The following is a 22949-nucleotide window of genomic DNA, read 5'->3' as shown; positions in this document are numbered from 1 at the left end:
ACCGGCCGCTTTCCAGTTTTGATCCCGTCCCCCGGCCGCAAGGCCAACCCAGGAACCGTGTCGTCGTGAAACCGATTCAGAAGTCGAACAAGCTGCTCAACGTCTGCTACGACATCCGTGGCCCGGTGCTCGAGCACGCGAAGCGCCTCGAGGAAGAAGGCCACCGCATCATCAAGCTGAACATCGGCAACCTCGCGCCGTTCGGTTTCGACGCGCCGGACGAGATCATCCAGGACATGATCCGCAACCTGCCGACGTCGTCCGGCTATTCGGATTCGAAGGGCGTGTTCTCGGCGCGCAAGGCCGTGATGCACTACACGCAGGAAAAGGGCGTCGTGGGCGTCGGCCTCGACGACATCTACATCGGCAACGGCGCGTCCGAGCTGATCGTGATGGCGACCCAGGCGCTCTTGAACGACGGCGACGAAGTGCTGCTGCCCGCGCCCGACTACCCGCTGTGGACGGCGGCGGTCAGCCTGTCGGGCGGCACGCCGGTGCATTACGTCTGCGACGAGCAGAACGCGTGGATGCCCGATCTCGACGACATCCGCCGCAAGATCACGCCGAACACGAAGGCGCTCGTCGTGATCAACCCGAACAACCCGACGGGCGCGCTTTATTCGGACGAATTGCTGCTCGAACTGCTCGAGATCGCGCGCCAGCACGGGCTGATCGTGTTCGCCGACGAGGTGTACGACAAAATCGTCTACGACGGCCTCGAGCACACGGCGCTGGGTTCGCTGTCGGAGGACGTGATCACCGTCACGTTCAACAGCCTGTCGAAGAGCTATCGCTCGTGCGGCTATCGCGCGGGCTGGATGGCCGTGTCGGGCCTCGGCGGTGACAACCGCCGGCACGCGAAGGATTATCTCGAGGGGCTCGGCATCCTGTCGTCGATGCGCCTGTGCGCGAACGTGCCCGGGCAGTTCGCGATCCAGACGGCGCTCGGCGGCTACCAGAGCATCAACGAGCTGATCGTGCCGAGCGGGCGCCTGTACAAGCAGCGCGAGCTCGCGTACGACATGCTCACGTCGATCCCGGGCGTGACCTGCGTGAAGCCGCAGGCCGCGCTGTACATGTTCCCGCGCCTCGACCCGAAGCTCTATCCGATCCAGAACGACCAGCAGTTCATTCTCGACCTGCTGCTCGAGGAGCGCGTATTGCTCGTACAGGGCACGGGCTTCAACTGGACGACGCCGGATCACTTCCGCGTGGTCTTCCTGCCGAATCTCGACGACCTGACCGATTCGATCAACCGGATCGCACGCTTCCTCGACGGCTACCGCAAGCGCCATTCGGCCTGAGCGGCACGGCCACACGGAACTCACTAATTCTTACTCATTCGATCACACGCAGCATGGAACCGATCAAAGTTGGCCTGTTGGGCTTCGGCACGGTGGGCAGCGGCACCTTCACGGTGCTGGGCCGCAACCAGGAAGAAATCAAGCGACGCGCGGGGCGCGGCATCGAGGTGACGCGCATTGCGGTGCGCAACCCGGCGAAGGCGCTGGCTGCGCTCGGCGGCGATGCCGGCGCCGCGCAGATCACCGACGATTTCAATTCGGTCGTCGATGATCCGTCGATCGCGATCATCGCCGAGATGATCGGCGGCACGGGCATCGCGCGCGAGCTCGTGCTGCGCGCGATCGCGAACGGCAAGCACGTCGTGACGGCCAACAAGGCGCTGCTCGCGGTGCACGGCACCGAGATCTTCGAGGCCGCGCGCGCGAAGGGCGTGATGGTCGCGTTCGAGGCGGCCGTCGCCGGCGGCATCCCGATCATCAAGGCGCTGCGCGAAGGCCTGACCGCGAACCGCATCCAGTACATCGCGGGCATCATCAACGGCACGACCAACTACATCCTGTCGGAAATGCGCGATCGCGGGCTCGACTTCGCGACCGCGCTGAAGGCCGCGCAGGAGCTCGGCTACGCGGAAGCCGATCCGACCTTCGACATCGAAGGCGTCGACGCCGCGCACAAGGCGACGATCATGAGCGCGATCGCGTTCGGCGTGCCGGTGCAGTTCGAGCGCGCGTACGTCGAGGGCATCAGCAAGCTCGACGCGACCGACATCCGCTACGCGGAAGAACTCGGCTACCGGATCAAGCTGCTCGGCATCACGCGCCGCGCCGAAAACGGCATCGAGCTGCGCGTGCACCCGACGCTGATCCCGGAGAAGCGCCTGCTCGCGAACGTCGAAGGCGCGATGAACGCGGTCGTCGTGCACGGCGATGCGGTCGGCACGACGCTGTACTACGGCAAGGGCGCGGGCGCGGAGCCGACCGCATCGGCCGTGGTCGCGGATCTCGTCGACGTCACGCGCCTGCACACGGCGGACCCCGAGCATCGCGTGCCGCACCTCGCGTTCCAGCCCGACAGCCTGTCGAACACGCCGATCTTGCCGATCGAGGAAGTGACGAGCGGCTACTACCTGCGCCTGCGCGTTGCCGACCAGACCGGCGTGCTGGCCGCGATCACGCGCATCCTCGCCGAATCGGGCATCTCGATCGACGCGTTGCTGCAGAAGGAGTCGGAGCAGGTCGACGGTGCGAACGGCGAAACCGACATCATCCTGATCACGCACGAAACGGTCGAGAAGAACGTCAATGCGGCGATCGCGCAAATCGAGAGCCTCGCGACGGTCGTGTCGAAGGTGACGAAGCTGCGCATGGAAGCGCTGAACTGAGCTGAGGGCGACATGAACTACATCTCCACGCGCGGCGCCGGCATCGGCGAGCGCCACACGTTCTCCGACATCCTGCTCGGCGGTCTTGCGAAGGACGGCGGGCTCTACCTGCCGGCCGAGTATCCGACGGTGTCCGCCGACGAGCTCGCGCGCTGGCGCACGCTGTCGTACGCGGATCTCGCGTTCGAGATCCTGTCGAAGTTCTGCGACGACGTGCCGGCCGACGACCTGCGCGCGATCACGCGCCGCACGTACACGGCCGACGTGTACCGCAACACGCGCCATGGCGAGAACGCGTCCGACATCACGCCGCTGAAGACGCTCGGCACCGAGAACGGCGCGCCGATCTCGCTGCTCGAACTGTCGAACGGCCCGACGCTCGCGTTCAAGGACATGGCGATGCAGTTGCTCGGCAACCTGTTCGAGTACACGCTCGCGAAGCACGGGCAGTCGCTGAACATTCTCGGCGCGACGTCCGGCGACACGGGCAGCGCGGCCGAATACGCGATGCGCGGCAAGGCCGGCGTGCGCGTGTTCATGCTGTCGCCGCACAAGAAGATGAGCGCGTTCCAGACGGCCCAGATGTTCAGCCTGCAGGATCCGAACATCTTCAACCTCGCGGTCGAAGGCGTGTTCGACGATTGCCAGGACATCGTGAAGGCCGTGTCGAACGATCACGCGTTCAAGGCGCAGCAGAAGATCGGCACGGTCAACTCGATCAACTGGGCACGTGTCGTCGCGCAGGTCGTGTACTACTTCAAGGGTTACTTCGCGGCCACCCGGTCGAATGACGAGCGCGTGTCGTTCACGGTGCCGTCGGGCAACTTCGGCAATGTCTGCGCAGGCCACATCGCGCGGATGATGGGGTTGCCGATCGCGAAGCTCGTGGTCGCGACCAACGAGAACGACGTGCTCGACGAGTTCTTCCGCACGGGCGCGTATCGCGTGCGCAGCGCCGAGAACACCTATCACACGAGCAGCCCGAGCATGGACATCTCGAAGGCGTCGAACTTCGAGCGCTTCGTGTTCGACCTGCTCGGCCGCGATCCGGCGCGCGTGATGCAGCTGTTCCGCGACGTCGAGGAGAAGGGCGGCTTCGATCTCGCGGCGAGCGGCGATTTCTCGCGCGTCGCCGAGTTCGGTTTCGTGTCGGGCCGCAGCAGCCACGCGGATCGCATCGCGACGATCCGCGACGTGTTCTCGCGCTACGACACGATGATCGACACGCATACGGCCGACGGCGTGAAAGTCGCGCGCGAGCATCTCGACGCGGGCGTGCCGATGGTCGTGCTCGAGACGGCGCAGCCGATCAAGTTCGGCGAGACGATTCGCGAAGCACTCGATCGCGAAGCCGAGCGGCCGGCCGCATTCGACGGTCTCGAGGCGCTGCCGCAGCGTTTCGAGGTCGTGAAGGCCGACGCGCAGCAGGTGAAGGACTTCATCGCCGCCCATACGGGCGCATGACGCACGGCCGGGCCTGCGGGCCCGGTTGAGCAGGACGGCCGGAACGCCGATTCGTCGAACGGATCGGCGTTTCGGCCGTTTCGTTTGGCGGTGCCGCGCGGCTATCGACGCGCTACGCCGAAACAAGTGTCAGACCGGCGTGCTCGCGCGAATCACAGTTTCCGCATGTCGGCCATATCGCGCGCCCGCGCGACGGCGTCGCTACAATGACGTATTGAATCCAACGATCCCCGATTCCATCGATGTCGAACCCGAATCCCGCGGCGCCGCGCGCGCCGATGCTGTCGACCGCCGAGGCGCTCGCCGCGCTGCTCGATGCCGCGAAGCCGTTGCCCGGCGCCGAAACCGTCGCCACGCTCGACGCGCTCGGCCGCGTGCTGACGGCCGACGTGAGCTCGCCGCTCGACGTGCCGCCGATGCATACGAGCGCGATGGACGGCTATGCGGTGCGCGTCGCCGACCTGCTGCATGGCGAGCGGCGTTTGCCGGTGTCGCAGCGTATTCCGGCCGGTCATCCGGCCGCGCCGCTCGCAGCCGGCACGGCCGCACGGATCTTCACCGGCGCGACGGTGCCGCCGGGCGCCGACGCCGTCGTGATGCAGGAACAGACGTCGGCCGACGGCGATGCAGTCGAGATCCTGCACACGCCGAAGGCCGGTGAATGGATCACCGCGCAGGGCGCGGATATCCGGCAGGGCTCGGTGATCCTGCCGGTCGGCACGCGGCTCACGCCGCAGGCGCTCGGCCTGGCCGCGTCGGTCGGCTGTGCGCAGTTGCCGGTTGCGCGGCGGATTCGCGTTGCGGTGTTCTTCACCGGCGACGAACTGACGATGCCGGGCGAGCCGCTGAAGCCCGGCGCGATCTACAACTCGAACCGCTTCACGCTGCGCGGGCTGCTGGAGCGGCTCGGCTGCCACGTGACCGACTACGGGATCGTGCCCGATTCGCTCGCCGCGACGCGCGACACGCTGCGCGAGGCTGCACGCGATCACGACGTGATCCTGACGAGCGGCGGCGTGTCGGTCGGCGACGAGGATCACGTGAAGCCGGCCGTCGAGGCCGAAGGGCGGCTCGCGCTGTGGCAGATCGCGATGAAGCCCGGCAAGCCGCTTGCGTACGGCGCGGTGCGCCGTGGCGACGAACGCCCCGATGCGCACTTCATCGGGCTGCCCGGCAACCCGGTGTCGAGCTTCGTCACGTTCCTGCTGTTCGTGCGGCCGTTCCTGCTGCGCCTGTCCGGCGTGCGCGACGTCGCACCGCGCGCGCTGTCGCTGCGTGCCGACTTTTCGCAAAACAAGGGCGACCGGCGCAACGAATTCCTGCGTGCGCGCGTCAACGCGGCCGGCGGCCTCGACCTGTTCCCGAACCAGAGCTCGGCGGTGCTGACGTCGACGGTGTGGGGCGATGGCCTGATCGACAATCCGCCGCAGCACGCGATCAGCGCCGGCGAGACCGTGCGTTTCATTCCGTTTTCCGAACTGCTGTCGTAACGCGACGGCTTCCCGAACCATGAAGATTCAACTGAAATTTTTTGCAAGCGTACGCGAGGCACTGGGTGTTGCCGACGAGCAGGCCGACGTGCCGGACAGCGTCACGACCGTGGGCGATGTCCGCGCGTGGCTACGCGTGCGCGGCGGGGCGTGGGCCGAGACACTCTCGGAAGGGCGCGCGCTGCGCATGGCGTGCAATCACGAAATGACCGATCCCGACACGCGGCTGACCGAAGGCTGCGAAGTCGCGTTCTTTCCGCCGGTGACGGGCGGGTGAGGTGCCGGCGATGGCAACGGTACGAATCCAGACCGACGACTTCGACCTGAACGCCGAGGTCGCGGCATTGCGTGCGCGCAACCCGAAGATCGGCGCGGTCGCGTGCTTCGTCGGCACGGTGCGCGACCTGAACGAAGGCGATTCGGTGGCCGCGATGGAGCTCGAGCACTATCCGGGGATGACCGAGAAGGCGCTCGAGAAGATTGCCGCCGAGGCCGGCCGGCGCTGGCCGGGCATCGACGTCGCGATCGTGCACCGCGTCGGCAGGCTCTTGCCGCTCGACCAGATCGTGATGGTCGCAACGGTGGCGTCGCACCGCGGCGATGCGTTCGCGTCGTGCGAGTTCGTGATGGACTACCTGAAGACCGAAGCGCCGTTCTGGAAGAAGGAAACGACGCCGGATGGCGAGCGTTGGGTCGATGCGCGCAGCACCGACGATGCCGCGCTCGCGCGCTGGGGCATCGAATCGAGGAACACACGGCGCTGAGCGTGGCGCCAGGGTAATGCGGCGCTATGCCGCATGCGCGCCAAGCGTCGCGCGTGACGGCTGCCCGTTACGCGTCCGGATCGCCGCTGCGCCCGATGATCTTCGTCGGAAACGGCTCACCGCGGGCACGCGACGGCAACGCGTGCGGATCGTCGCCTGCATCGCGACGGCGCGGCGCGATCGCGTCGAGCAGCGCCTGCTGCTCGGGCGGAATCGGGTAGTCCCAGCCGAACCGGCTCAACTGGAGGCTCTGCGCGATCCGCAGCGCCGGCTCCATGAAGCGGATCGCCGCGGGCGGCGCGTAGCGCGTCTCGACGGTCTTCAGGAACAGCGACAGCCAGCGGCTGAAATGGGCCGGCTCGATCCCGTCGAGCGGCTGGTGCGCCTGCTGCACGTTGCCGCGATAGCCTTTGGTGCCGAGCACGAGGCTCGACCAGAACGTGACCATCTTCGGCAGGTGGTCGTCCCAGCGGCCGGCCAGCTTCGCGTCGAACACGGGCCCGAGCAGCGGATCGGCGCGCACGCGGTCGTAGAACGCGTAGACGAGATCGCGGATGTTCGCTTCGGTCGGCTCGGTGTCGCGTGGGCGGGCCGGTGCGGTATCGGGAGAGGCGGGCAGGACGGTCATGGCAAAAGGGCCGGCAGAAATAGGCAACGACAGGGGCGGCGCGGGCATCGAGTAGGACACCGGCCAAATTTTGACGCAAAATAGCGTCCAACACCCCTGAAAAACGTGTAAGTGTCACGCATCTTATTGCGCGCGCGCCATTCCGGCAACCCGGGGCCGCGGAGCAGGGCCGTCAGCCGGCCTCGTGCGCATCCCGGTCGGCCCGGCTCACGTCATCGGGGCACGATCGATTTTTTCCGTATTCGCCCATGAGACTCACCGACTACACCGACTATTCGCTGCGCGTGATGCTGTACCTTGCCGTGCGCGGCGAGGGGCTCGCTACGATCCAGGAGATCTCGGACGCCTACGGCATCTCGAAGAACCATCTGATGAAAGTCGTGCAGCAGCTCGGCGAGCTGGGGTGGGTCGACACCGTCCGCGGTCGCAATGGCGGGCTGCGGCTGTTCCCGGAATCGTTGCAACTGACCGTCGGCGAGGTCGTGCGTGCGACCGAGAGCGATTTCGCGCTGGTCGGCTGCTTTTCGGCCGAGGGCGAATCGCGCGGCTGCGTGATCGAGCCGCATTGCCGGCTGAAGGGCGTGCTGGCGGCCGCGCGCGATGCATTTTTCGCCGAACTCGACCGTCACACGCTCGGCGAACTGATCGAGCCCGCTTCGCCGCTCGCCGCGTTGCTCGGCATCCACCCGGTCGTGCGCCTGCGCGCCGAGCCTTTGCCGGAAGACGCACCAGCGTCCGTCGAGCCGCCGTCGACGGCCGGCTGATACGCGCTCGCCGCGCGTCTCGATCCGGCCATGGCCCGTGCCGGGGCCGCTTCAAGGTTATCCATCGATTTTTGCGCTGAATCAACCCGAATTTCGCTTGAAAGCCGCATAACCATCCTCATCTTGGTGGTAATCGAAAATTGGAGGTCTCGACTAAATGAGAATCGACAAGCTCACCACCAAGTTCCAGGAAGCACTCGCGGACGCGCAAAGCCTCGCGGCAGGCCGCGACAATCAATACATCGAACCCGTTCACGTTCTCGCGGCGCTGGTCGCGCAGCAGGACGGTTCAGCCCGCTCGCTGATGTCGCGCGCGGGCGTTCACATTCAGGCGCTGCAAGGCGCGCTGAACGAGGCCATCTCGCGCCTGCCGCAAGTGACGGGCACGGGCGGCGACATCCAGATCGGCCGTGAACTCGCCGGGCTGCTGAACCAGGCCGACAAGGAAGCGCAGAAGCTCAACGACACGTTCATCGCGAGCGAGATGTTCCTGCTCGCCGTGTCCGACGACAAGGGCGAGGCCGGCAAGCTCGCCCGCCAGCACGGCCTCACGCGCAAGGCGCTCGAAGCCGCGATCGCCGCGGTGCGCGGCGGCTCGCAGGTGCACAGCCAGGACGCGGAAAGCCAGCGCGAGGCGCTGAAGAAATACACGGTCGACCTGACCGAGCGCGCCCGTGCGGGCAAGCTCGATCCGGTGATCGGCCGCGACGACGAAATCCGCCGTTCGATCCAGATCCTGCAGCGCCGCACCAAGAACAACCCGGTGCTGATCGGCGAGCCGGGCGTCGGCAAGACGGCGATCGTCGAAGGGCTCGCACAGCGGATCGTCAACGGCGAAGTGCCCGAGACGCTGAAGGGCAAGCGCGTGCTGTCGCTCGACATGGCCGCACTGCTCGCCGGCGCGAAATATCGCGGCGAATTCGAGGAGCGCCTGAAGGCGGTGCTCAACGACATCGCGAAGGACGAAGGCCAGACGATCGTCTTCATCGACGAAATCCACACGATGGTCGGCGCGGGCAAGGCCGAAGGCGCGATGGATGCGGGCAACATGCTGAAGCCGGCGCTGTCGCGCGGCGAACTGCACTGCATCGGCGCGACCACGCTCGACGAATACCGCAAATACATCGAGAAGGATGCCGCGCTCGAGCGCCGCTTCCAGAAGGTGCTCGTCGACGAGCCGAGCGTCGAGGCGACGATCGCGATCCTGCGCGGGCTGCAGGAGAAGTACGAACTGCACCACGGTGTGGACATCACCGACCCGGCGATCGTCGCCGCGGCCGAGCTGTCGCACCGCTACATCACCGACCGCTTCCTGCCGGACAAGGCCATCGACCTGATCGACGAAGCCGCTTCGAAGATCAAGATGGAAATCGATTCGAAGCCCGAAGAGATGGACAAGCTCGACCGCCGCCTGATCCAGCTGAAGATCGAGCGCGAAGCCGTGAAGAAGGAGCAGGACGAAGCGTCGCAGAAGCGCCTGCAGCTGATCGAGGAAGAGATCGAGCGTCTCGGCCGCGAATATGCGGACCTCGAGGAAATCTGGACCGCCGAGAAGGCCGCGGTGCAGGGCAGCGCGCAGCTGAAGGAAGAGATCGAGAAGGTGCGGGCGGACATCGCGCGGCTGCAGCGTGACGGCAAGCTGGAGAAGGTTGCCGAGCTGCAGTACGGCAAGCTGCCGCAGCTCGAGGCGCAGCTGAAGCAGGTCACGCAGGCCGAAGAGCAGGAGCAGCACAACCCGACGCGGCCGCGCCTGCTGCGCACGCAGGTCGGTGCGGAGGAAATCGCGGAAGTCGTGTCGCGTTCGACCGGGATCCCGGTGTCGCGGATGATGCAGGGCGAACGCGAGAAGCTGCTGCACATCGAGGAAAAGCTGCACGAGCGCGTGGTCGGCCAGGACGAGGCGATCAGCGCGGTGGCCGACGCGATCCGTCGTTCGCGCGCTGGTCTCGCCGATCCGAACCGTCCGTACGGCTCGTTCCTGTTCCTCGGCCCGACCGGTGTCGGCAAGACCGAGCTGTGCAAGGCGCTGGCGTCGTTCCTGTTCGACTCGGAAGAGCACCTGATCCGCATCGACATGAGCGAGTTCATGGAGAAGCACAGCGTCGCGCGGCTGATCGGCGCGCCGCCGGGCTATGTCGGCTACGAGGAAGGCGGCTACCTGACGGAAGCCGTGCGCCGCAAGCCGTACAGCGTGATCCTGCTCGACGAGATCGAGAAGGCGCATCCGGACGTGTTCAACGTGCTGCTGCAGGTGCTCGACGACGGCCGCATGACAGACGGGCAGGGGCGCACGGTCGACTTCAAGAACACGGTGATCGTGATGACGTCGAACCTCGGCTCGCAGGTCATCCAGGCGATGACGGGTGCGCCGCAGGAAGAGATCAAGGACGCCGTGTGGCTCGAGGTGAAGCAGCATTTCCGCCCCGAGTTCCTGAACCGGATCGACGACGTCGTCGTGTTCCATGCGCTCGACCGCAGCAACATCGAGTCGATCGCGAAGATCCAGCTCGCACGCCTGCACGATCGGCTTGCGAAGCTCGACATGGCGCTCGACGTGTCGCCGGCGGCGCTCGAACAGATCGCGAAGGTCGGCTACGACCCGGTGTTCGGTGCGCGGCCGCTGAAGCGCGCGATCCAGCAGGAGATCGAGAACCCGGTCGCGAAGCTGATCCTCGCGGGCCGCTTCGGTCCGAAGGACGTGATCCCGGTCGACGTCAACGACGGCCAGTTCGTGTTCGACCGCGTCGTTCACTGATCGCAGGCCTTTGGCTGCCGCCCGGTTCGCGCCGGGCGCGCAAAAACAAACACCCCGCCTCGGCGGGGTGTTTGCTTATGGCGCGTCGCAACGACGCAGCGCGTCAGCCCTGCTTGTTGCCGCCGAACATGCCGGCGATCTGCGACAGCGAGCCGAGCACGTTCGACGGGTCGACCTGTGCCTGGCCGTCGGCCGGCACCGCGCCATCCGGCGTCGCGTGGTTGACGACGTGCGGCAGCACCTGCGCGAGGACGGTCGAGGCCATCGACGGATCGACACCGAACTTGCTCGCGAGCGCACCGATCGCGTCCGAGCCGAGCACGTTCTGCAGTGTGTCCGGCGAGATCGGCTGGTTCTGGCCGGTGCCGACCCACGAGCCGATGATGTCGCCGGCGCCGCCGGCCTTGAACTTCTCGATCAGGCCATTCAGGCCGCCCGGCTGGTTGTTGATGAATTCGAGCGCGGTCGTGATCAGCGCGCTTTGCGAGTTGCCGCCGGCCTGGCCGCCGAGCAGACCGCCAACGATGTCGAGGAGACCCATGGTTCTTCACCTTTACCGATAAGGGCGCCACGCCGTGGGCGCCCGTTGAACGAATGCCGCGCGCACGCCGTCGCGCGCGCGGCGCACATCAGGCGCCCGACGCCGCGGCGGCGGAGGCTGCCTTGTCCTTCTTGCTTTTCTTCTTCGAACCCTTCGTCGCTTTTGTCGACGACGCGGCGGCCGGTGCGCTCGCACCCGCATCGGCGGATGCCGCCGCTGCTGCGGCCGCTTTTTCCTTCTTCGTCATGCGCTTGGCCTTGGCCGGTTTCGCCGCCGTATCCGGCGCGCTTGCCGCCGGTGCCGCCGGTGCCGGCGCGGTGGCCGTCGTGCCGGCCGTCGCGGTCGTGGACGTCGACGCCGTGCCTGCCGACGTCGTGGCCGACGTGGTAGCCGATGTCGTCGCGGCCGGCTTCGACAGCTTCACGCCCTTCGGCGGCGTCGACGCGCCGCCGATCGTCAGGCCGTTTTCCTCGAGATGCCCGACCGACTTCGTGCCGAGGCCCTTGACGCGATTCGCGAGATCGTCCGCGTCCTTGAACGGGCCGTTCTTGGTGCGTTCGTCGATGATCGCCTTCGACTTCACGGGTCCGAGACCCTTTACGGACTCGAGCGCGGCCTGGTCAGCCGTGTTGACTTCGACGGCCGCGGCAAGGCCTGCGGCGAGCGACAGCGATAGCGCGACGAACAGCATCAGCAGCTTTTTCAGCATGGCAAAGGCTCCCTGGTTCTGACGGATGAATGGCTGTTGCAACGGACGGCGGCGTGACGCCCGGCCGGGCGTCGCCGTTAAGCATAGGACAAATGCGTGCCCTTTTTAAGACAGGCTGACCGAATCTTGCTGAAGGCTTGCGGCGCTGTAAAGACCGAAACCTGCGCCGGGCGGCGGTTTTGACCATTCTTTACGGTGTCGCCGGGGTGTCGCCGATGATCGTCGTACTGGCTGTTCGATAGCGCTTGACTTAGAGTGAACTCTAACTCCTAACCTTGTTCCTGCCATGTCGAAAACCGTAACCCAACCTTCCTCTGCCTCTGCCGGTCCGCTGACGATCGGCCAGGTCGCCGAAATGACCGGCCTGTCGACGCATACGCTGCGGTACTACGAGCAGGCCGGCCTGCTGCGCGCGATTTCGCGCACGGCGGCCGGGCACCGGCTCTATGCGCCGGCCGACCTGGACTGGCTGGCCTTCGTGATGCGCCTGAAGGCGACCGGCATGCCGATCGCGCAGATGCAGGCGTTCGCGGCGCTGCGCGCGCAAGGCGAGTCGACCTTCGGTGCGCGGCGCAGCCTGCTCGTCGCACATCACGAGGCAGTGCGCGCGCATATCGCGGAGCTGCAGGCGAGCCTCGATGTGATCAGCGACAAGATCGTGAACTATGAGGCACAGGAGCGGGAGATGGCACGACGGGCAAGACCTTCTCACTCTTTCTCGGAACAGGACGGACACAATGGAACGACTGGTTGAAGACCGCTACACGCGTGGCTGGAACAAACTGAAGGAAATCGACGGCGAAGTGGGCGAGCGCGTGATCGCGGCGCTCGCGCCGATCGCGCCGGACTTCGGGCGGCTCCTGGTCGAATTCAGTTTCGGCGACATCTACAGCCGGCCGCAGCTCGACCTGAAAGCGCGCGAGATCGCGACGATCGCGGCGCTGGCCGCGCTCGGCAATGCGCAACCGCAGCTGAAGGTGCATATCGAGGCCGCGCTGAACGTCGGCTGCACGCGCGACGAGATCGTCGAGGTGTTCATGCAGATGGCCGTGTACGCGGGGATGCCGGCCGCGCTCAACGCGCTGTTCGCCGCGCATGAAGTGTTCACGCGGCGCGATGAAGCGGCCGGTGACGCGGCAGGCGCGAACGAAGCGGCCGGGCAGACCGCATGACGAAGCGCGCGCCGGCGCGTCACGCGCGGTGCGGCGCGACGATCCGGTGCTTCGCGATGCGCCGGTACAGCGTCGCGCGCGAGATGCCGAGCGCCTGCGCGGCCGCGTCGGGCCGCCAGCGATGCGCGGTGAGCGCCGCGACGATGCGGCCGCGTTCGTCGTCGGGCAGCGTGCCGGGTACGACGCCGCCGAGTTGCGCGGCGATCTCGGCCGGCAGATCTCGCCGCGTCACGCGCGCGGCGTCGCACACCGCGCACGCATAGCGCAGCACGTTGCGCAATTGCCGCACGTTGCCGGGCCACGGATACGCGGCGAGCTGTTCGGCGAGCGTCGCATCGAGCGTCAGCACGTGGCCGGTGGCCTGCGCTTCCTCGGCGAATACGGCGGCGATCACGTCGCGCACGTCGGCACGCTCGCGCAGCGGCGGCAGTTCGAACGTCGCGCCGCTCAGCCGGTAGTAGAGGTCCTCGCGGAACGTGCCGTCGGCCACCATGCGTGCGAGATCGCGGTGCGTCGCGCAGATTACGTCGAGATCGACGCGCACGGGCGTATCGCTGCCGAGCGGCACGACTTCGCCATCGGCGAGCACGCGCAACAGGCGCGTCTGCAGCGCGAGCGGCATGTCGCCGATTTCATCGAGGAACAGCGTGCCGCCGTCGGCGAGCGCGATCTTGCCGCGTGCGCCATGCTTGCGTGCGCCGGTGAACGCGCCGGCCGCATAGCCGAACAGTTCGCTCTCGATCAGCGCTTCCGGCAGCGCGCCGCAGTTGACCGCGACGAACGGCCGCGCACGCCGCGCGCCGGCATCGTGGATCGCACGCGCGAATACTTCCTTCCCCGCACCGGTTTCGCCGAGCACGAGAATCGGCAGCCGCTTGCTTGCGACACGCAGCGCGAGTTCGGCCTGCTGCGCGATATGCGCATCGCTGCTGTGCAGAAACGGCGTCAGCGCGCCGACGTGGCGTTGCGCGCTTCCCGGGCGGCGCGAGGCCGTGCCGGGCTCGCGGCCGGTGCGCCGTAGCGGCGCACGCAGCCGCGCATAGAGCGGCGCGCCGGTCGCGCGCAGCCGCAGCGCGACGATCGCATCGAGCCGCGCGGCATCGCGCAGCGGCATCTCGGTCGCATCGAAGATCTCGTCGATATGGCGCGGTTCGCGCAGCGCCGGCAGCGCGTCGCGCGCCTGCCGGTTCGCGGCGACGATGTTGCCGCATTCGTCGAACGCGATCAGCCACTCGGGTTGCGCTTCGACGTAGTGACGATTCGGATGCCCGAACAGGATCCAGTGCTGCGTGGTGCTGTGCACGAAGTAGCCGTCCTCGATCAGCGCCGCGCTCTGCCGCACGAGCTGATAGACGAGACGCTGGCTGTCGCGGCCGTCGGGCGAATGAACGGCCGACGCGTCGAGCACGCCGATCAGCTCGCCGCCCGGCGAGAAGATCGGCGCCGCGCTGCAGGTGAGCGTCGTGAACGCCGCGCGAAAGTGATCCGTCTTGTGCACGGTGATCGGCGCGAGATCGGTCAGCACGTTCGCGACACCGCAGGTGCCTTCCTCGCTTTCCGACCAGCACGAGCCGATGTGCAGCCCCGCATGGCGGAAGTCGTTACGGCGCTCGCGGTCGATCCGGTAGTCGATCGTCACGCCGTGCGCGTCGGTCAGCATCACGCAGTAGTCGGCGACGCGGATCATGTCGTGCAGCCGCGTCAGGCACTGGCCCGACGCGCGCAGGAAGGCCTCCTCCTTGTCGCGCACTTCGCGCAGCTCGGCCGCGGTCAGCACGCGCGGGCCGATCGACGAAGCGGGGTCGAGGCTGTAACGCTCCAGGGACCGCTGCCACGACGACACGAGGCGCGTGGAGTCGGCCGGCGCGGGCAGGCGTCCGGCGAGCGCGCCGAGCACGCGGTCGGCGTGCTGGGCCTGGGGGACGGCGTAGGGCATGGTCGGCTCCGGTTCCGTACGGCGGGGATGCGATGTTCTTGTAGCACATCCCGTTCGACGGATCACATTGCATCGCAGCACGCGGCGAGCCTGAGACGTTCGTCTCACGGTATCGGGGGCTGTCTCGTGTCGTTGAGACGCGTTCATGTGCGACAGGCGGAGACCGTCCGGCATGACGCGGCCTGCGCGGCGCCGCGATATGGCGGGGTTTGCGGGCAGGGCGGTGCGCTTGCGCCGGCGTCGCGGTGGCCGTTTCGTCGTATCGACGCGGTGAGACGAGCGGGCCGAATGGCCGCGCGCGCCGTGCTTCCCGCGGCGATTCCGGCACACCGGCATCCCCGTCGCGTAAGCATTCACAAGGGTTTCACGTTCATCGCACGCAGGGTGGCACGCCGCTTGCAGAGATCACGGGCAAGTCGGCGCGGTCGCGTCGACGACGATCCGCCGCCCGGCGATGGCAGCGGACGAGACAGGCAGAGTCGCGGCACGCCAACGCGCCGCGACAGGCCAACTGGATGGAGACGAACCCGTGACGATGCCCGTTACCGTCGGCGTGATCGCGAACCCCGCATCAGGGCGCGACATCCGCCGCCTCACGACGCATGCCTCCGTGTTTCCGACGGCGGAGAAGGCAAACATGATCGTGCGCCTGCTGGCCGGCCTCGGCGCGATGGGCGTCGAGCGCGTGCTGACGCTGCGCGACCGGACGGGCATCGCGACGCTGCTGCTGCGTGCGATCGACACGCACCGTGCGGTCGCGCCGCACGAGCGCTGGCCCGAGGTCGAATTCGTCGACCTGCCGATCACCGACACCGTCGCCGATACCCAGGCCGGCGCCGCGTACCTGCACCGGATGGAAGTCGCGCTGATCGTCGTGCTCGGCGGCGACGGCACCCATCGTGCGGTTGCCGCGCACTGCGGCGCGACGCCGCTCGTCGCGCTGTCCACCGGCACCAACAACGCATTTCCCGAGCATCGTGAAGCCACGGTCGCCGGCGTCGCGGCAGGACTCGCCGCGACCGGCGCGGTGCCGGCCGAAGTCGCGTTCACGCGCAACAAGCGGCTCGTCGTGCGCTGCGTGGCGGGCGCGCAGCCGGGGCGCGAGGAGATCGCGCTCGTCGACGTATGCGCCGCGCGGCAGCGCTTCATCGGCGCCCGCGCGATCTCGGGGTCCGCCGACATCGATTCGCTGTACCTGACATTCGCGGAACCGGACGGGATCGGTCTGTCCGCGCTCGGCGGCGCGTGGGCGCCGCTCGAACGCAGCGCGCCGCACGGGCTTGCGATGCGCTTCGCGGCCGATGGCGAGACCGCCGGCACGCCGCTCGTCGCGCCGATTGCACCCGGCCGCGTGGACCGCGTCGTGATGCGCAGTTGCGAGCGGCTCGAGCCGGGTGCGTGGCAGACGATTCCGTTCGAGCACGGCACGCTCGCGTTCGACGGCGAGCGCGAGATCGAGGTCGCGCGCGGCGATCGCTACGAGATCTCGCTCGACTGGTGCGGGCCGTTGACGGTCGACGTCGGGCGCACGCTGCGCTACGCGTCGTCACGCCAGCTGCTGCGCGATGCCGGCGAGTGGCGCTATTGAGCAATCTTTTACCGAGTGACATTTCGACATCCATAACGATCGACAAGGAGACATCGCCATGACAGCCCCACTCGAAGGACAGGTCGTCATCGTCACGGGCGGCGCGCGCGGCATCGGCCGCGGCATTGCCCTGACGCTTGCCGGTGCGGGCGCCGACATCCTGCTGGCCGACCTGCTCGACGACGCACTCGACGCCACCGCGCGCGAGGTACGCGCGCTCGGCCGCCGGGCGGCGGTTGCGAAGGTCGACGTCACGCAGGCCGCGCAGGTCGACGCGATGGTTGCGCAGGCGCTCGCCGACCTCGGCCGGCTCGACATCCTCGTGAACTGCGCGGGCGTGATCAGCATTCATCCGGTCGGCGAACTGACCGAGCGCGACTGGGATGTCGTGATGGACGTGAACGCGAAGGGCACGTTCCTCGGCTGCCGGGCGGCGCTCGCACCGCTGAAGGCGCAGGGCCGCGGCCGGATCATCAACGTCGCGTCGATCGCCGGCAAGGAGGGCTTTCCGAATCTCGCGCATTACAGCGCATCGAAATTCGCGGTCGTCGGCTTCACGAACGCGCTTGCGAAGGAGGTCGCGCGCGACGGCGTGACCGTCAACGCGATCTGCCCCGGCATCGTGCGGACGTATATGTGGGACCGGCTGTCCGACGAATGGAAGACCGACGGCGAATCGGTCGAGGAATCGTGGCAGCGGCACCAGTTGACGCTGATTCCGCAGGGCCGCGCGCAGACGCCGGAGGACATGGGCCGGCTCGCGCTGTTCTTCGCGACGATGGACAACGTGACGGGCCAGGCCGTGAACGTCGACGGCGGCTTCACGTTCCACTGACGGCCGCGGGCCGTGCAATCCGTCGCCGCGGCCCGGCCGCGGCGGCATTCGCAGTCAGACCTACTCAGGAGACACACATGACCGCTTCGACACAGCTCAGCAGGGACAAGCTGCTGGACGCCTACCGGCTGATGCGCACGATCCGCGAATTCGAGGAGCGCCTGCACGTCGAATTCGCGACCGGCGAGATTCCCGGCTTCGTTCACCTGTATGCGGGCGAGGAGGCGTCCGCGGTCGGCACGATACTGCACCTCGGCCTCGACGACTACGTCGCGACCACGCACCGCGGCCACGGGCATTGCATCGCGAAGGGCGTCGACGTGCACGGGATGATGGCCGAGATCTACGGCAAGAAGACGGGCGTCTGCCACGGCAAGGGCGGCTCGATGCACATCGCCGACCTGTCGATGGGGATGCTCGGCGCGAACGGGATCGTCGGCGCTGGCGGCCCGCTCGTCTGCGGCGCGGCGCTCGCGGCGAAGCACAAGAATACCTGCGGCGCGGCGCTCGCGGCGAAGCACAAGAATACCGGCGGCGTCGGCGTGTGCTTCTTCGGCGACGGCGCATCGAACCAGGGTGTGATCTTCGAATCGATGAACCTTGCGTCGGTGTGGCGGCTGCCCGCGATCTTCGTGGCCGAGAACAACGGCTATGCGGAAGCGACGTCGTCGAGCTGGTCGGTCGCGACCGACAACATCGCCGATCGCGCGAACGGGTTCGGGATGCCGGGCGTGATCGTCGACGGCTTCGACTTTTTCGCGGTACATGAAGCGCTCGGCGAAGCCGTCGAACGCGCGCGCAATGGTGGCGGTCCGACGCTCGTCGAGGTGAAGTTCACGCGCTATTTCGGCCACTTCGAAGGCGATGCGCAAACCTATCGCGCACCGGGGGAAGTGCAGAAGCTGCGCGACGAGAAGGACTGCCTGAAGCATTTCGAAACGCGTGTCGTGCGGGCCGAGGCGCTGACGACCGCCGACCTGCGCGCAGTCGATGCCCAGGTGAAGGCCCTGATCGACGATGCGGTCGCGCAGGCCAAGGCCGCGCCGGTACCCGACGCCGCCGACCTGCTGACCGACGTCTACGTGTCGTACCCGTGAGCGCGGCCTGATACCGCAGCCGGCACGGCGAACCGAACATTCCAGGAGACAGACATGGCAAGGAAGATCACTTATTCGCAGGCGATCAACGAAGCGCTCGCGCAGGAAATGGCGCGCGACGACAGCGTGATCGTGATGGGCGAGGACAATGCAGGCGGCGCGGGCGCGCCGGGCGAGGACGACGCGTGGGGCGGCGTGCTGGGCGTGACGAAGGGGCTGTTCCACAAGTTTCCGGGCCGCGTGCTCGATACGCCGCTGTCGGAGGGCGGCTACATCGGCGCGGCGGTCGGTGCTGCCGCGTGCGGGATGCGGCCCGTCGCGGAGCTGATGTTCATCGATTTCATGGGCGTGTGCTTCGACCAGATCTTCAACCAGGCCGCCAAGTTCCGCTACATGTTCGGCGGCAAGGCCGTGACGCCGGTCGTGATCCGCGCGATGTACGGCGCAGGCCTTCGCGCGGCCGCGCAGCATTCACAGATGCTGACGTCGCTGTTCACGCACATTCCTGGGCTGAAGGTCGTGTGCCCGTCGACGCCGTACGACGCGAAGGGGCTGCTGATCCAGGCGATCCGCGACAACGATCCCGTGATCTTCCTCGAACACAAGCTGCTTTATACCCGCGAAGGCGACGTGCCGGAGGAGTCCTATGCGATTCCGTTCGGCGAAGCGAACGTGATGCGCGACGGCGACGACGCGACGATCGTCACGTACGGCCGGATGGTGCATCTCGCGATGGACGCGGCCGCGAAGCTCGCGAAGGACGGGATCCAGGTCGACGTGATCGACCTGCGCACGACGTCGCCGCTCGACGAGGAAACGATTCTCGAAAGCGCGGAGCGCACCGGACGCGTGGTGGTCGTCGACGAAGCGAACCCGCGCTGCTCGATCGCGACCGATATCGCCGCGCTCGTCGCACAGCGTGCATTCCACGCGCTGAAGGCGCCGATCGGGCTTGTGACCGCGCCGCATACGCCCGCGCCGTTCGCGAGCGTGCTGGAAGACCTGTATATCCCGTCCGCCGATGCGATTGCGCAGGCGGTCCTGAAGACGAGGAGCTGACACGATGTCGATTCACATGATCACGATGCCCAAGTGGGGGCTGTCGATGGAGCAGGGGCAGGTCAACGGCTGGCTGAAGGCGCTCGGCGAACGCGTGACGAAGGGCGACGAAGTGCTCGACGTCGAGACCGACAAGATCTCGTCGGGCGTCGAATGCGCGTTCGACGGCACGCTGCGCCGGCAGGTCGCGCAGGAAGGCGAGACGCTGCCGGTCGGCGCGCTGCTCGGCGTCGTCGCGGCCGCCGACGCGAGCGATGCCGACATCGACGCGGCGATCGCCGAATTCCAGCGCGATTTCGTGCCGAGCGCGGCGTCCGACGAAGCCGCGGGCCCGCAGCCCGAGAAGGCGCAGATCGGCGGCCGGATGGTGCGCTTCCTGAAGCTCGGCGAAGGCAGCGGCACACCCGCCGTGCTGATCCACGGCTTCGGCGGCGATCTCAACAACTGGCTGTTCAATCACGCCGATCTCGCCGCGCACCGGCCGGTGTGGGCGCTCGACCTGCCCGGTCACGGCGAGTCGGGCAAGGCGGTCGAGACGGGCAGCCTCGATGAACTGGCCGACGCGGTGCTCGCGCTGCTCGATGCGAAGGGCATCGACCACGCCCACCTGATCGGCCATTCGATGGGCGGTGCGGTCGCGATGGCGGCGGCCGAGCGCGCGCCGCAACGGGTCGCGTCGCTGACGCTGATCGCGAGCGCGGGGCTCGGCACCGACATCAACCGCGCTTACATCGACGGCTTCGTCGCCGGCAACAGCCGCAATACGTTGAAGCCGCACCTTGGCGCGCTGTTCGCGGACAACGCGCTGGTCACGCGGCAGCTCGTCGAGGATCTCGTCAAGTACAAGCGCCTCGAAGGCGTGCAGGCCGCGCTGGAGAAGATCGCGCATGCCGCGTTCGACGGTGCCGCGCAGCGGCGCGTGTTCCGCGACCGGCTCGCGACGCTTGCGCCGCGCACGCTCGTGATCTGGGGCGAGCACGACCAGGTGATCCCGGCGCAGCACGCGCAGGGCTTGCCTGACGGCGTGCGTGCCGAGGTGATCGCCGGCAGCGGGCACATGGTGCAGATGGAGGCGGCCGCCGACGTGAACCGCCTGATCGTCGCGTTTCTCGGAGACTGACGATGGCCGCCGCGCTCGAACGACCCAGCCTTACCGCGCTCGGCCAGCCGGGCGCGAGAAGCCGTGACAAGCTCGCGCGCATTCCGGTGCGCGTCGAGCCCGCGGCCGGTGCGGCGTTGCCGAAGCCGCCGTGGCTGCGCGCGCGGCCGATGATGAGCGCGGCGGTCGCCGACATGGCGGCCGTGCTGCGCGATCATCGGCTGCATTCCGTCTGCGAGGAGGCGATGTGCCCGAACATCGGCGAATGCTTCGCGCAGCGCACGGCGACTTTCATGATCATGGGCGGCCTGTGCACGCGGCGCTGCCCGTTCTGCGACGTCGCGCACGGCCGTCCCGAACCGCTCGATCCCGACGAGCCCACGCGGCTGGCCGATGCGGCCGCGGCGCTCGGGCTGCGCTACGTCGTGATCACGTCGGTCGATCGCGACGACCTGCGCGACGGCGGCGCCGCGCATTTCGCCGCATGCATCGCGGCGGTGCGCGCGAGCGTGCCGGGCATCGGCGTCGAAGTGCTGACACCGGACTTCCGCGGCCGCGTGGCCCGCGCACTCGATGCACTGTCGACGGCCTGGCCCGACGTGTTCAACCACAACATCGAGACGGTGCCGTCGCTGTATCGCGCGGCGCGGCCGGGCGCCGACTATCGCGGCTCGCTCGAACTGCTCGCGCAGGCGAAGCGGGCACGGCCGGAGTTGGTGACGAAATCGGGGTTGATGCTCGGCCTTGGCGAGTGCGACGACGAAGTGCGCGACACGCTGCGCGACCTGCGTGCGCATGACGTCGACGTGCTGACGCTCGGCCAGTATCTCGCGCCGTCCGCGCACCATCTGCCCGTGCGGCGCTACGTGAGCCCCGACGCATTTGCCGCGTGGCGCGACGAGGCGCTGTTGCTCGGTTTCAGGGAAGTCGTCGCCGGCCCGCTGGTGCGGTCGTCGTATCACGCGGCCGACGTGCTGGAGGAGACGTAGCGGGCGGCGCGTCAGGCGGACGTGGAAGCAGCGGCGTGCGCACGACTGACGCGGCGCAGGTACAGCACGAGCCCGGCGCCCGCGAGCATCAGGCTGATCGTGTTCGCGAACCAGAAGCCGCGCGCGCCGGTCAGCCATGCGGGCGCGATGCCGCCCACGTCGAAACCGAGCACGTAGCCGCCGCTGAGCCCGACGCCCCACAGCGCGACCGCATAGATCACGGTCGGCACGACCGCGACCTTGTAGGCGCGCAGCACGAACGCCGACGTGACCTGCAGCGCATCGAAGACGTGGTAGCACGCGACGATCGCGACGAGCGGCATCGCGGCCGCGGCGACGGCCGGGTTCGGCGTATAGCCGCCGATGATCAGCGGGCGCAGCACGAACACGAGCAGGCCGTAGGTCGCGGCGATGCCGCACGCGAAGATCACGCTGTGCCGGCCGAGCAGCCGGGCTTCCTCGGGCCGTCCGGCGCCGAGCGCGCGCGCGACCAGCGTCGACGCCGCCACGCCGATCGACAGCGGCGTCATGTACAGCACCGCGCCGATGTTGCCGGCGATCTGGTGGCCGGCGAGCGTCGTCGTGCCGAACTGCGCGATGAACAGCGCCATGCACGTGTACGACGTGACCTCGATCAGGTACGACAGGCCCATCGGCACGCCGAGTTTCAGGATCGCCTTCTGGCGCTCCCAGACCGGCCAGCAGAAGCGCGAAAAGATCGCGAGCGGCGCGAACACGTCGAGCTTCGCGAGCAGCGTGTAGCCGATCAGCGCGAGTGCCCAGTTGATCAGCGTGCTCGCGAGCCCGCAGCCGGGGCCGCCGAGGGCCGGCACGCCGAACCCGCCGAAGATGAACCACACGTTGAGCGGGAACTTGAGCAGCAGCGCGCCGATCTGCAGGATCATCGCGAGGCGCGGCTTGCCGGCCGCGTTGGTCAGCGCGTTGTAGATGCGGAAGACGAGGCTGGCGGGCAGCCCGTACGACAGGATGCGCAGATAATCGACGGTGCGGTCGTGCAGCGCGGCAGGCGTGTGCGCGGCGCGCAGCAGCGGTTCGGGAAAATGCAGCAGGAGAAAGCCGGGCACCGCGAGCAGCAGCGCGAGCCACAGCGCCTGGCGCACTTCCTCGCCGATCTCGGCATAGCGCCGCGCGCCGTACAGCTGCCCGGTGATCGGCTGCAGTGCGGACAGGATGCCCGTCAGGCCGATATAGATCGAGATGTAGATCGACGAACCGAGCCCGAGCGCGGCGAGATCGACGGCCGAGTAGCGCCCGACCATCGCGGTGTCGATCACGCCGAACGCGATGATCGCGAGCTGGCCGACGAGCACCGGCCATGCGAGACCGACGATCCGGCGGATGTCGCCAAACAT

At 67.8% G+C, this 22949-nt stretch carries 21 protein-coding genes; 16 read left to right on the top strand and 5 right to left on the bottom strand.

What is annotated here, in order from left to right; all coding sequences use genetic code 11:
- Nucleotides 1–65 precede the first annotated feature (65 nt).
- The 6 genes from CFB40_RS10255 to CFB40_RS10230 all read left to right on the top strand — a co-directional run bounded on the left by CFB40_RS10255 (nt 66) and on the right by CFB40_RS10230 (nt 6404).
- Nucleotides 66–1304: a pyridoxal phosphate-dependent aminotransferase gene (locus tag CFB40_RS10255; RefSeq protein ID WP_089425584.1), complete on the top strand. Its 1239-nt coding sequence runs from the start codon at nt 66–68 to the stop codon at nt 1302–1304.
- A 53-nt stretch (nt 1305–1357) separates the two neighbouring features.
- Complete coding sequence (locus CFB40_RS10250) at nt 1358–2686, top strand: homoserine dehydrogenase (protein ID WP_046545878.1); 1329 nt, start codon at nt 1358–1360, stop codon at nt 2684–2686.
- A 12-nt stretch (nt 2687–2698) separates the two neighbouring features.
- Complete coding sequence (gene thrC / locus CFB40_RS10245) at nt 2699–4150, top strand: threonine synthase (RefSeq protein WP_089425583.1); 1452 nt, start codon at nt 2699–2701, stop codon at nt 4148–4150.
- A gap of 242 nt (nt 4151–4392) precedes the next feature.
- Nucleotides 4393–5640: a molybdopterin molybdotransferase MoeA gene (locus CFB40_RS10240; RefSeq protein WP_089431173.1), complete on the top strand. Its 1248-nt coding sequence runs from the start codon at nt 4393–4395 to the stop codon at nt 5638–5640.
- 19 nt (nt 5641–5659) lie between these two features.
- Complete coding sequence (moaD, locus tag CFB40_RS10235; protein ID WP_089425581.1) at nt 5660–5917, top strand: molybdopterin converting factor subunit 1; 258 nt, start codon at nt 5660–5662, stop codon at nt 5915–5917.
- A 10-nt stretch (nt 5918–5927) separates the two neighbouring features.
- The gene (locus tag CFB40_RS10230; protein ID WP_089431435.1) at nt 5928–6404 is read left to right on the top strand and encodes a molybdenum cofactor biosynthesis protein MoaE; all 477 of its coding nucleotides are present in this window, start codon (nt 5928–5930) and stop codon (nt 6402–6404) included.
- 67 nt (nt 6405–6471) lie between these two features.
- Here the strand turns inward: CFB40_RS10230 and CFB40_RS10225 are convergent, their stop codons facing one another.
- The gene (locus CFB40_RS10225; RefSeq protein ID WP_089431172.1) at nt 6472–7032 is read right to left on the bottom strand and encodes a group III truncated hemoglobin; all 561 of its coding nucleotides are present in this window, start codon (nt 7030–7032) and stop codon (nt 6472–6474) included.
- Nucleotides 7033–7280: 248 nt separating this feature from the next.
- Here CFB40_RS10225 and CFB40_RS10220 point away from each other — a divergent pair, with 248 nt between their 5' ends.
- Together CFB40_RS10220 and clpB are read left to right on the top strand one after the other, a co-directional pair.
- Nucleotides 7281–7796 carry an Rrf2 family transcriptional regulator gene (locus tag CFB40_RS10220; protein WP_089425579.1) on the top strand — a complete coding sequence of 172 codons (516 nt, stop codon included), beginning with the start codon at nt 7281–7283 and terminating at the stop codon, nt 7794–7796.
- A gap of 157 nt (nt 7797–7953) precedes the next feature.
- Nucleotides 7954–10551: an ATP-dependent chaperone ClpB gene (gene clpB, locus CFB40_RS10215; RefSeq protein WP_089431171.1), complete on the top strand. Its 2598-nt coding sequence runs from the start codon at nt 7954–7956 to the stop codon at nt 10549–10551.
- A 103-nt stretch (nt 10552–10654) separates the two neighbouring features.
- On the opposite strand, the gene CFB40_RS10210 is transcribed toward clpB, so the two are convergent.
- Nucleotides 10655–11092 (bottom strand): YidB family protein, encoded by a 438-nt coding sequence (locus CFB40_RS10210; protein WP_069248127.1) that lies wholly within the window; start codon nt 11090–11092, stop codon nt 10655–10657.
- 88 nt (nt 11093–11180) lie between these two features.
- Nucleotides 11181–11801 (bottom strand): ComEA family DNA-binding protein, encoded by a 621-nt coding sequence (locus CFB40_RS10205; protein WP_089425577.1) that lies wholly within the window; start codon nt 11799–11801, stop codon nt 11181–11183.
- A gap of 286 nt (nt 11802–12087) precedes the next feature.
- On the opposite strand from CFB40_RS10205, the gene CFB40_RS10200 reads away from it, so the two are divergent.
- Both CFB40_RS10200 and CFB40_RS10195 read left to right on the top strand, forming a co-directional pair.
- Nucleotides 12088–12555: a MerR family transcriptional regulator gene (locus CFB40_RS10200; RefSeq protein WP_089431170.1), complete on the top strand. Its 468-nt coding sequence runs from the start codon at nt 12088–12090 to the stop codon at nt 12553–12555.
- Nucleotides 12539–12973, top strand: a complete 435-nt coding sequence (locus CFB40_RS10195; RefSeq protein ID WP_089431169.1) for a carboxymuconolactone decarboxylase family protein — start codon at nt 12539–12541, stop codon at nt 12971–12973. The genes CFB40_RS10200 and CFB40_RS10195 overlap by 17 nt, the downstream gene beginning before the upstream one ends.
- A gap of 19 nt (nt 12974–12992) precedes the next feature.
- Here the strand turns inward: CFB40_RS10195 and CFB40_RS10190 are convergent, their stop codons facing one another.
- Entirely contained in the window at nt 12993–14909 is a 1917-nt protein-coding gene (locus CFB40_RS10190; RefSeq protein ID WP_089431168.1) for a sigma-54-dependent Fis family transcriptional regulator, read from the bottom strand.
- 529 nt (nt 14910–15438) lie between these two features.
- Here CFB40_RS10190 and CFB40_RS10185 point away from each other — a divergent pair.
- The 6 genes from CFB40_RS10185 to lipA all read left to right on the top strand — a co-directional run bounded on the left by CFB40_RS10185 (nt 15439) and on the right by lipA (nt 21576).
- Nucleotides 15439–16497 (top strand): ATP-NAD kinase family protein, encoded by a 1059-nt coding sequence (locus tag CFB40_RS10185; protein ID WP_089425574.1) that lies wholly within the window; start codon nt 15439–15441, stop codon nt 16495–16497.
- A gap of 58 nt (nt 16498–16555) precedes the next feature.
- On the top strand, nt 16556–17332 hold the full coding sequence (locus CFB40_RS10180; RefSeq protein ID WP_089425573.1) for an SDR family NAD(P)-dependent oxidoreductase: 777 nt from the start codon (nt 16556–16558) through the stop codon (nt 17330–17332).
- A 77-nt stretch (nt 17333–17409) separates the two neighbouring features.
- Nucleotides 17410–18429, top strand: coding sequence for a thiamine pyrophosphate-dependent dehydrogenase E1 component subunit alpha (locus tag CFB40_RS10175; protein WP_089431167.1), 1020 nt, complete (start codon nt 17410–17412; stop codon nt 18427–18429).
- A gap of 54 nt (nt 18430–18483) precedes the next feature.
- Nucleotides 18484–19488, top strand: coding sequence for an alpha-ketoacid dehydrogenase subunit beta (locus CFB40_RS10170; RefSeq protein WP_060372406.1), 1005 nt, complete (start codon nt 18484–18486; stop codon nt 19486–19488).
- A gap of 4 nt (nt 19489–19492) precedes the next feature.
- Nucleotides 19493–20608: an acetoin dehydrogenase dihydrolipoyllysine-residue acetyltransferase subunit gene (locus CFB40_RS10165; protein ID WP_089431166.1), complete on the top strand. Its 1116-nt coding sequence runs from the start codon at nt 19493–19495 to the stop codon at nt 20606–20608.
- Nucleotides 20609–20610: 2 nt separating this feature from the next.
- Nucleotides 20611–21576 carry a lipoyl synthase gene (gene lipA / locus CFB40_RS10160; RefSeq protein ID WP_089425570.1) on the top strand — a complete coding sequence of 322 codons (966 nt, stop codon included), beginning with the start codon at nt 20611–20613 and terminating at the stop codon, nt 21574–21576.
- Nucleotides 21577–21587: 11 nt separating this feature from the next.
- Here the strand turns inward: lipA and CFB40_RS10155 are convergent, their stop codons facing one another.
- Entirely contained in the window at nt 21588–22949 is a 1362-nt protein-coding gene (locus tag CFB40_RS10155; RefSeq protein WP_089431165.1) for an MATE family efflux transporter, read from the bottom strand.

It is taken from the genome of Burkholderia sp. AU31652, assembly GCF_002223155.1.
In the GTDB taxonomy this organism is placed as follows: Bacteria; Pseudomonadota; Gammaproteobacteria; order Burkholderiales; family Burkholderiaceae; genus Burkholderia.
This window is presented reverse-complemented; position numbering and strand designations above follow the sequence as displayed.

Excerpts from the sequence above, each read along its gene's own strand:
- CFB40_RS10250 (WP_046545878.1), top strand. The coding sequence starts at position 1,358 with ATGGAACCGATCAAAGTTGGCCTGTTGGGCTTCGGCACGGTGGGCAGC.
- thrC (WP_089425583.1), top strand. The coding sequence starts at position 2,699 with ATGAACTACATCTCCACGCGCGGCGCCGGCATCGGCGAGCGCCACACG.
- CFB40_RS10240 (WP_089431173.1), top strand. The coding sequence starts at position 4,393 with ATGTCGAACCCGAATCCCGCGGCGCCGCGCGCGCCGATGCTGTCGACC.
- moaD (WP_089425581.1), top strand. The coding sequence starts at position 5,660 with ATGAAGATTCAACTGAAATTTTTTGCAAGCGTACGCGAGGCACTGGGT.
- CFB40_RS10230 (WP_089431435.1), top strand. The coding sequence starts at position 5,928 with ATGGCAACGGTACGAATCCAGACCGACGACTTCGACCTGAACGCCGAG.
- CFB40_RS10225 (WP_089431172.1), bottom strand. The coding sequence starts at position 7,032 with ATGACCGTCCTGCCCGCCTCTCCCGATACCGCACCGGCCCGCCCACGC.
- CFB40_RS10220 (WP_089425579.1), top strand. The coding sequence starts at position 7,281 with ATGAGACTCACCGACTACACCGACTATTCGCTGCGCGTGATGCTGTAC.
- clpB (WP_089431171.1), top strand. The coding sequence starts at position 7,954 with ATGAGAATCGACAAGCTCACCACCAAGTTCCAGGAAGCACTCGCGGAC.
- CFB40_RS10210 (WP_069248127.1), bottom strand. The coding sequence starts at position 11,092 with ATGGGTCTCCTCGACATCGTTGGCGGTCTGCTCGGCGGCCAGGCCGGC.
- CFB40_RS10205 (WP_089425577.1), bottom strand. The coding sequence starts at position 11,801 with ATGCTGAAAAAGCTGCTGATGCTGTTCGTCGCGCTATCGCTGTCGCTC.
- CFB40_RS10200 (WP_089431170.1), top strand. The coding sequence starts at position 12,088 with ATGTCGAAAACCGTAACCCAACCTTCCTCTGCCTCTGCCGGTCCGCTG.
- CFB40_RS10195 (WP_089431169.1), top strand. The coding sequence starts at position 12,539 with ATGGAACGACTGGTTGAAGACCGCTACACGCGTGGCTGGAACAAACTG.
- CFB40_RS10190 (WP_089431168.1), bottom strand. The coding sequence starts at position 14,909 with ATGCCCTACGCCGTCCCCCAGGCCCAGCACGCCGACCGCGTGCTCGGC.
- CFB40_RS10180 (WP_089425573.1), top strand. The coding sequence starts at position 16,556 with ATGACAGCCCCACTCGAAGGACAGGTCGTCATCGTCACGGGCGGCGCG.
- CFB40_RS10175 (WP_089431167.1), top strand. The coding sequence starts at position 17,410 with ATGACCGCTTCGACACAGCTCAGCAGGGACAAGCTGCTGGACGCCTAC.
- CFB40_RS10170 (WP_060372406.1), top strand. The coding sequence starts at position 18,484 with ATGGCAAGGAAGATCACTTATTCGCAGGCGATCAACGAAGCGCTCGCG.
- CFB40_RS10165 (WP_089431166.1), top strand. The coding sequence starts at position 19,493 with ATGTCGATTCACATGATCACGATGCCCAAGTGGGGGCTGTCGATGGAG.
- lipA (WP_089425570.1), top strand. The coding sequence starts at position 20,611 with ATGGCCGCCGCGCTCGAACGACCCAGCCTTACCGCGCTCGGCCAGCCG.
- CFB40_RS10155 (WP_089431165.1), bottom strand. The coding sequence starts at position 22,949 with ATGTTTGGCGACATCCGCCGGATCGTCGGTCTCGCATGGCCGGTGCTC.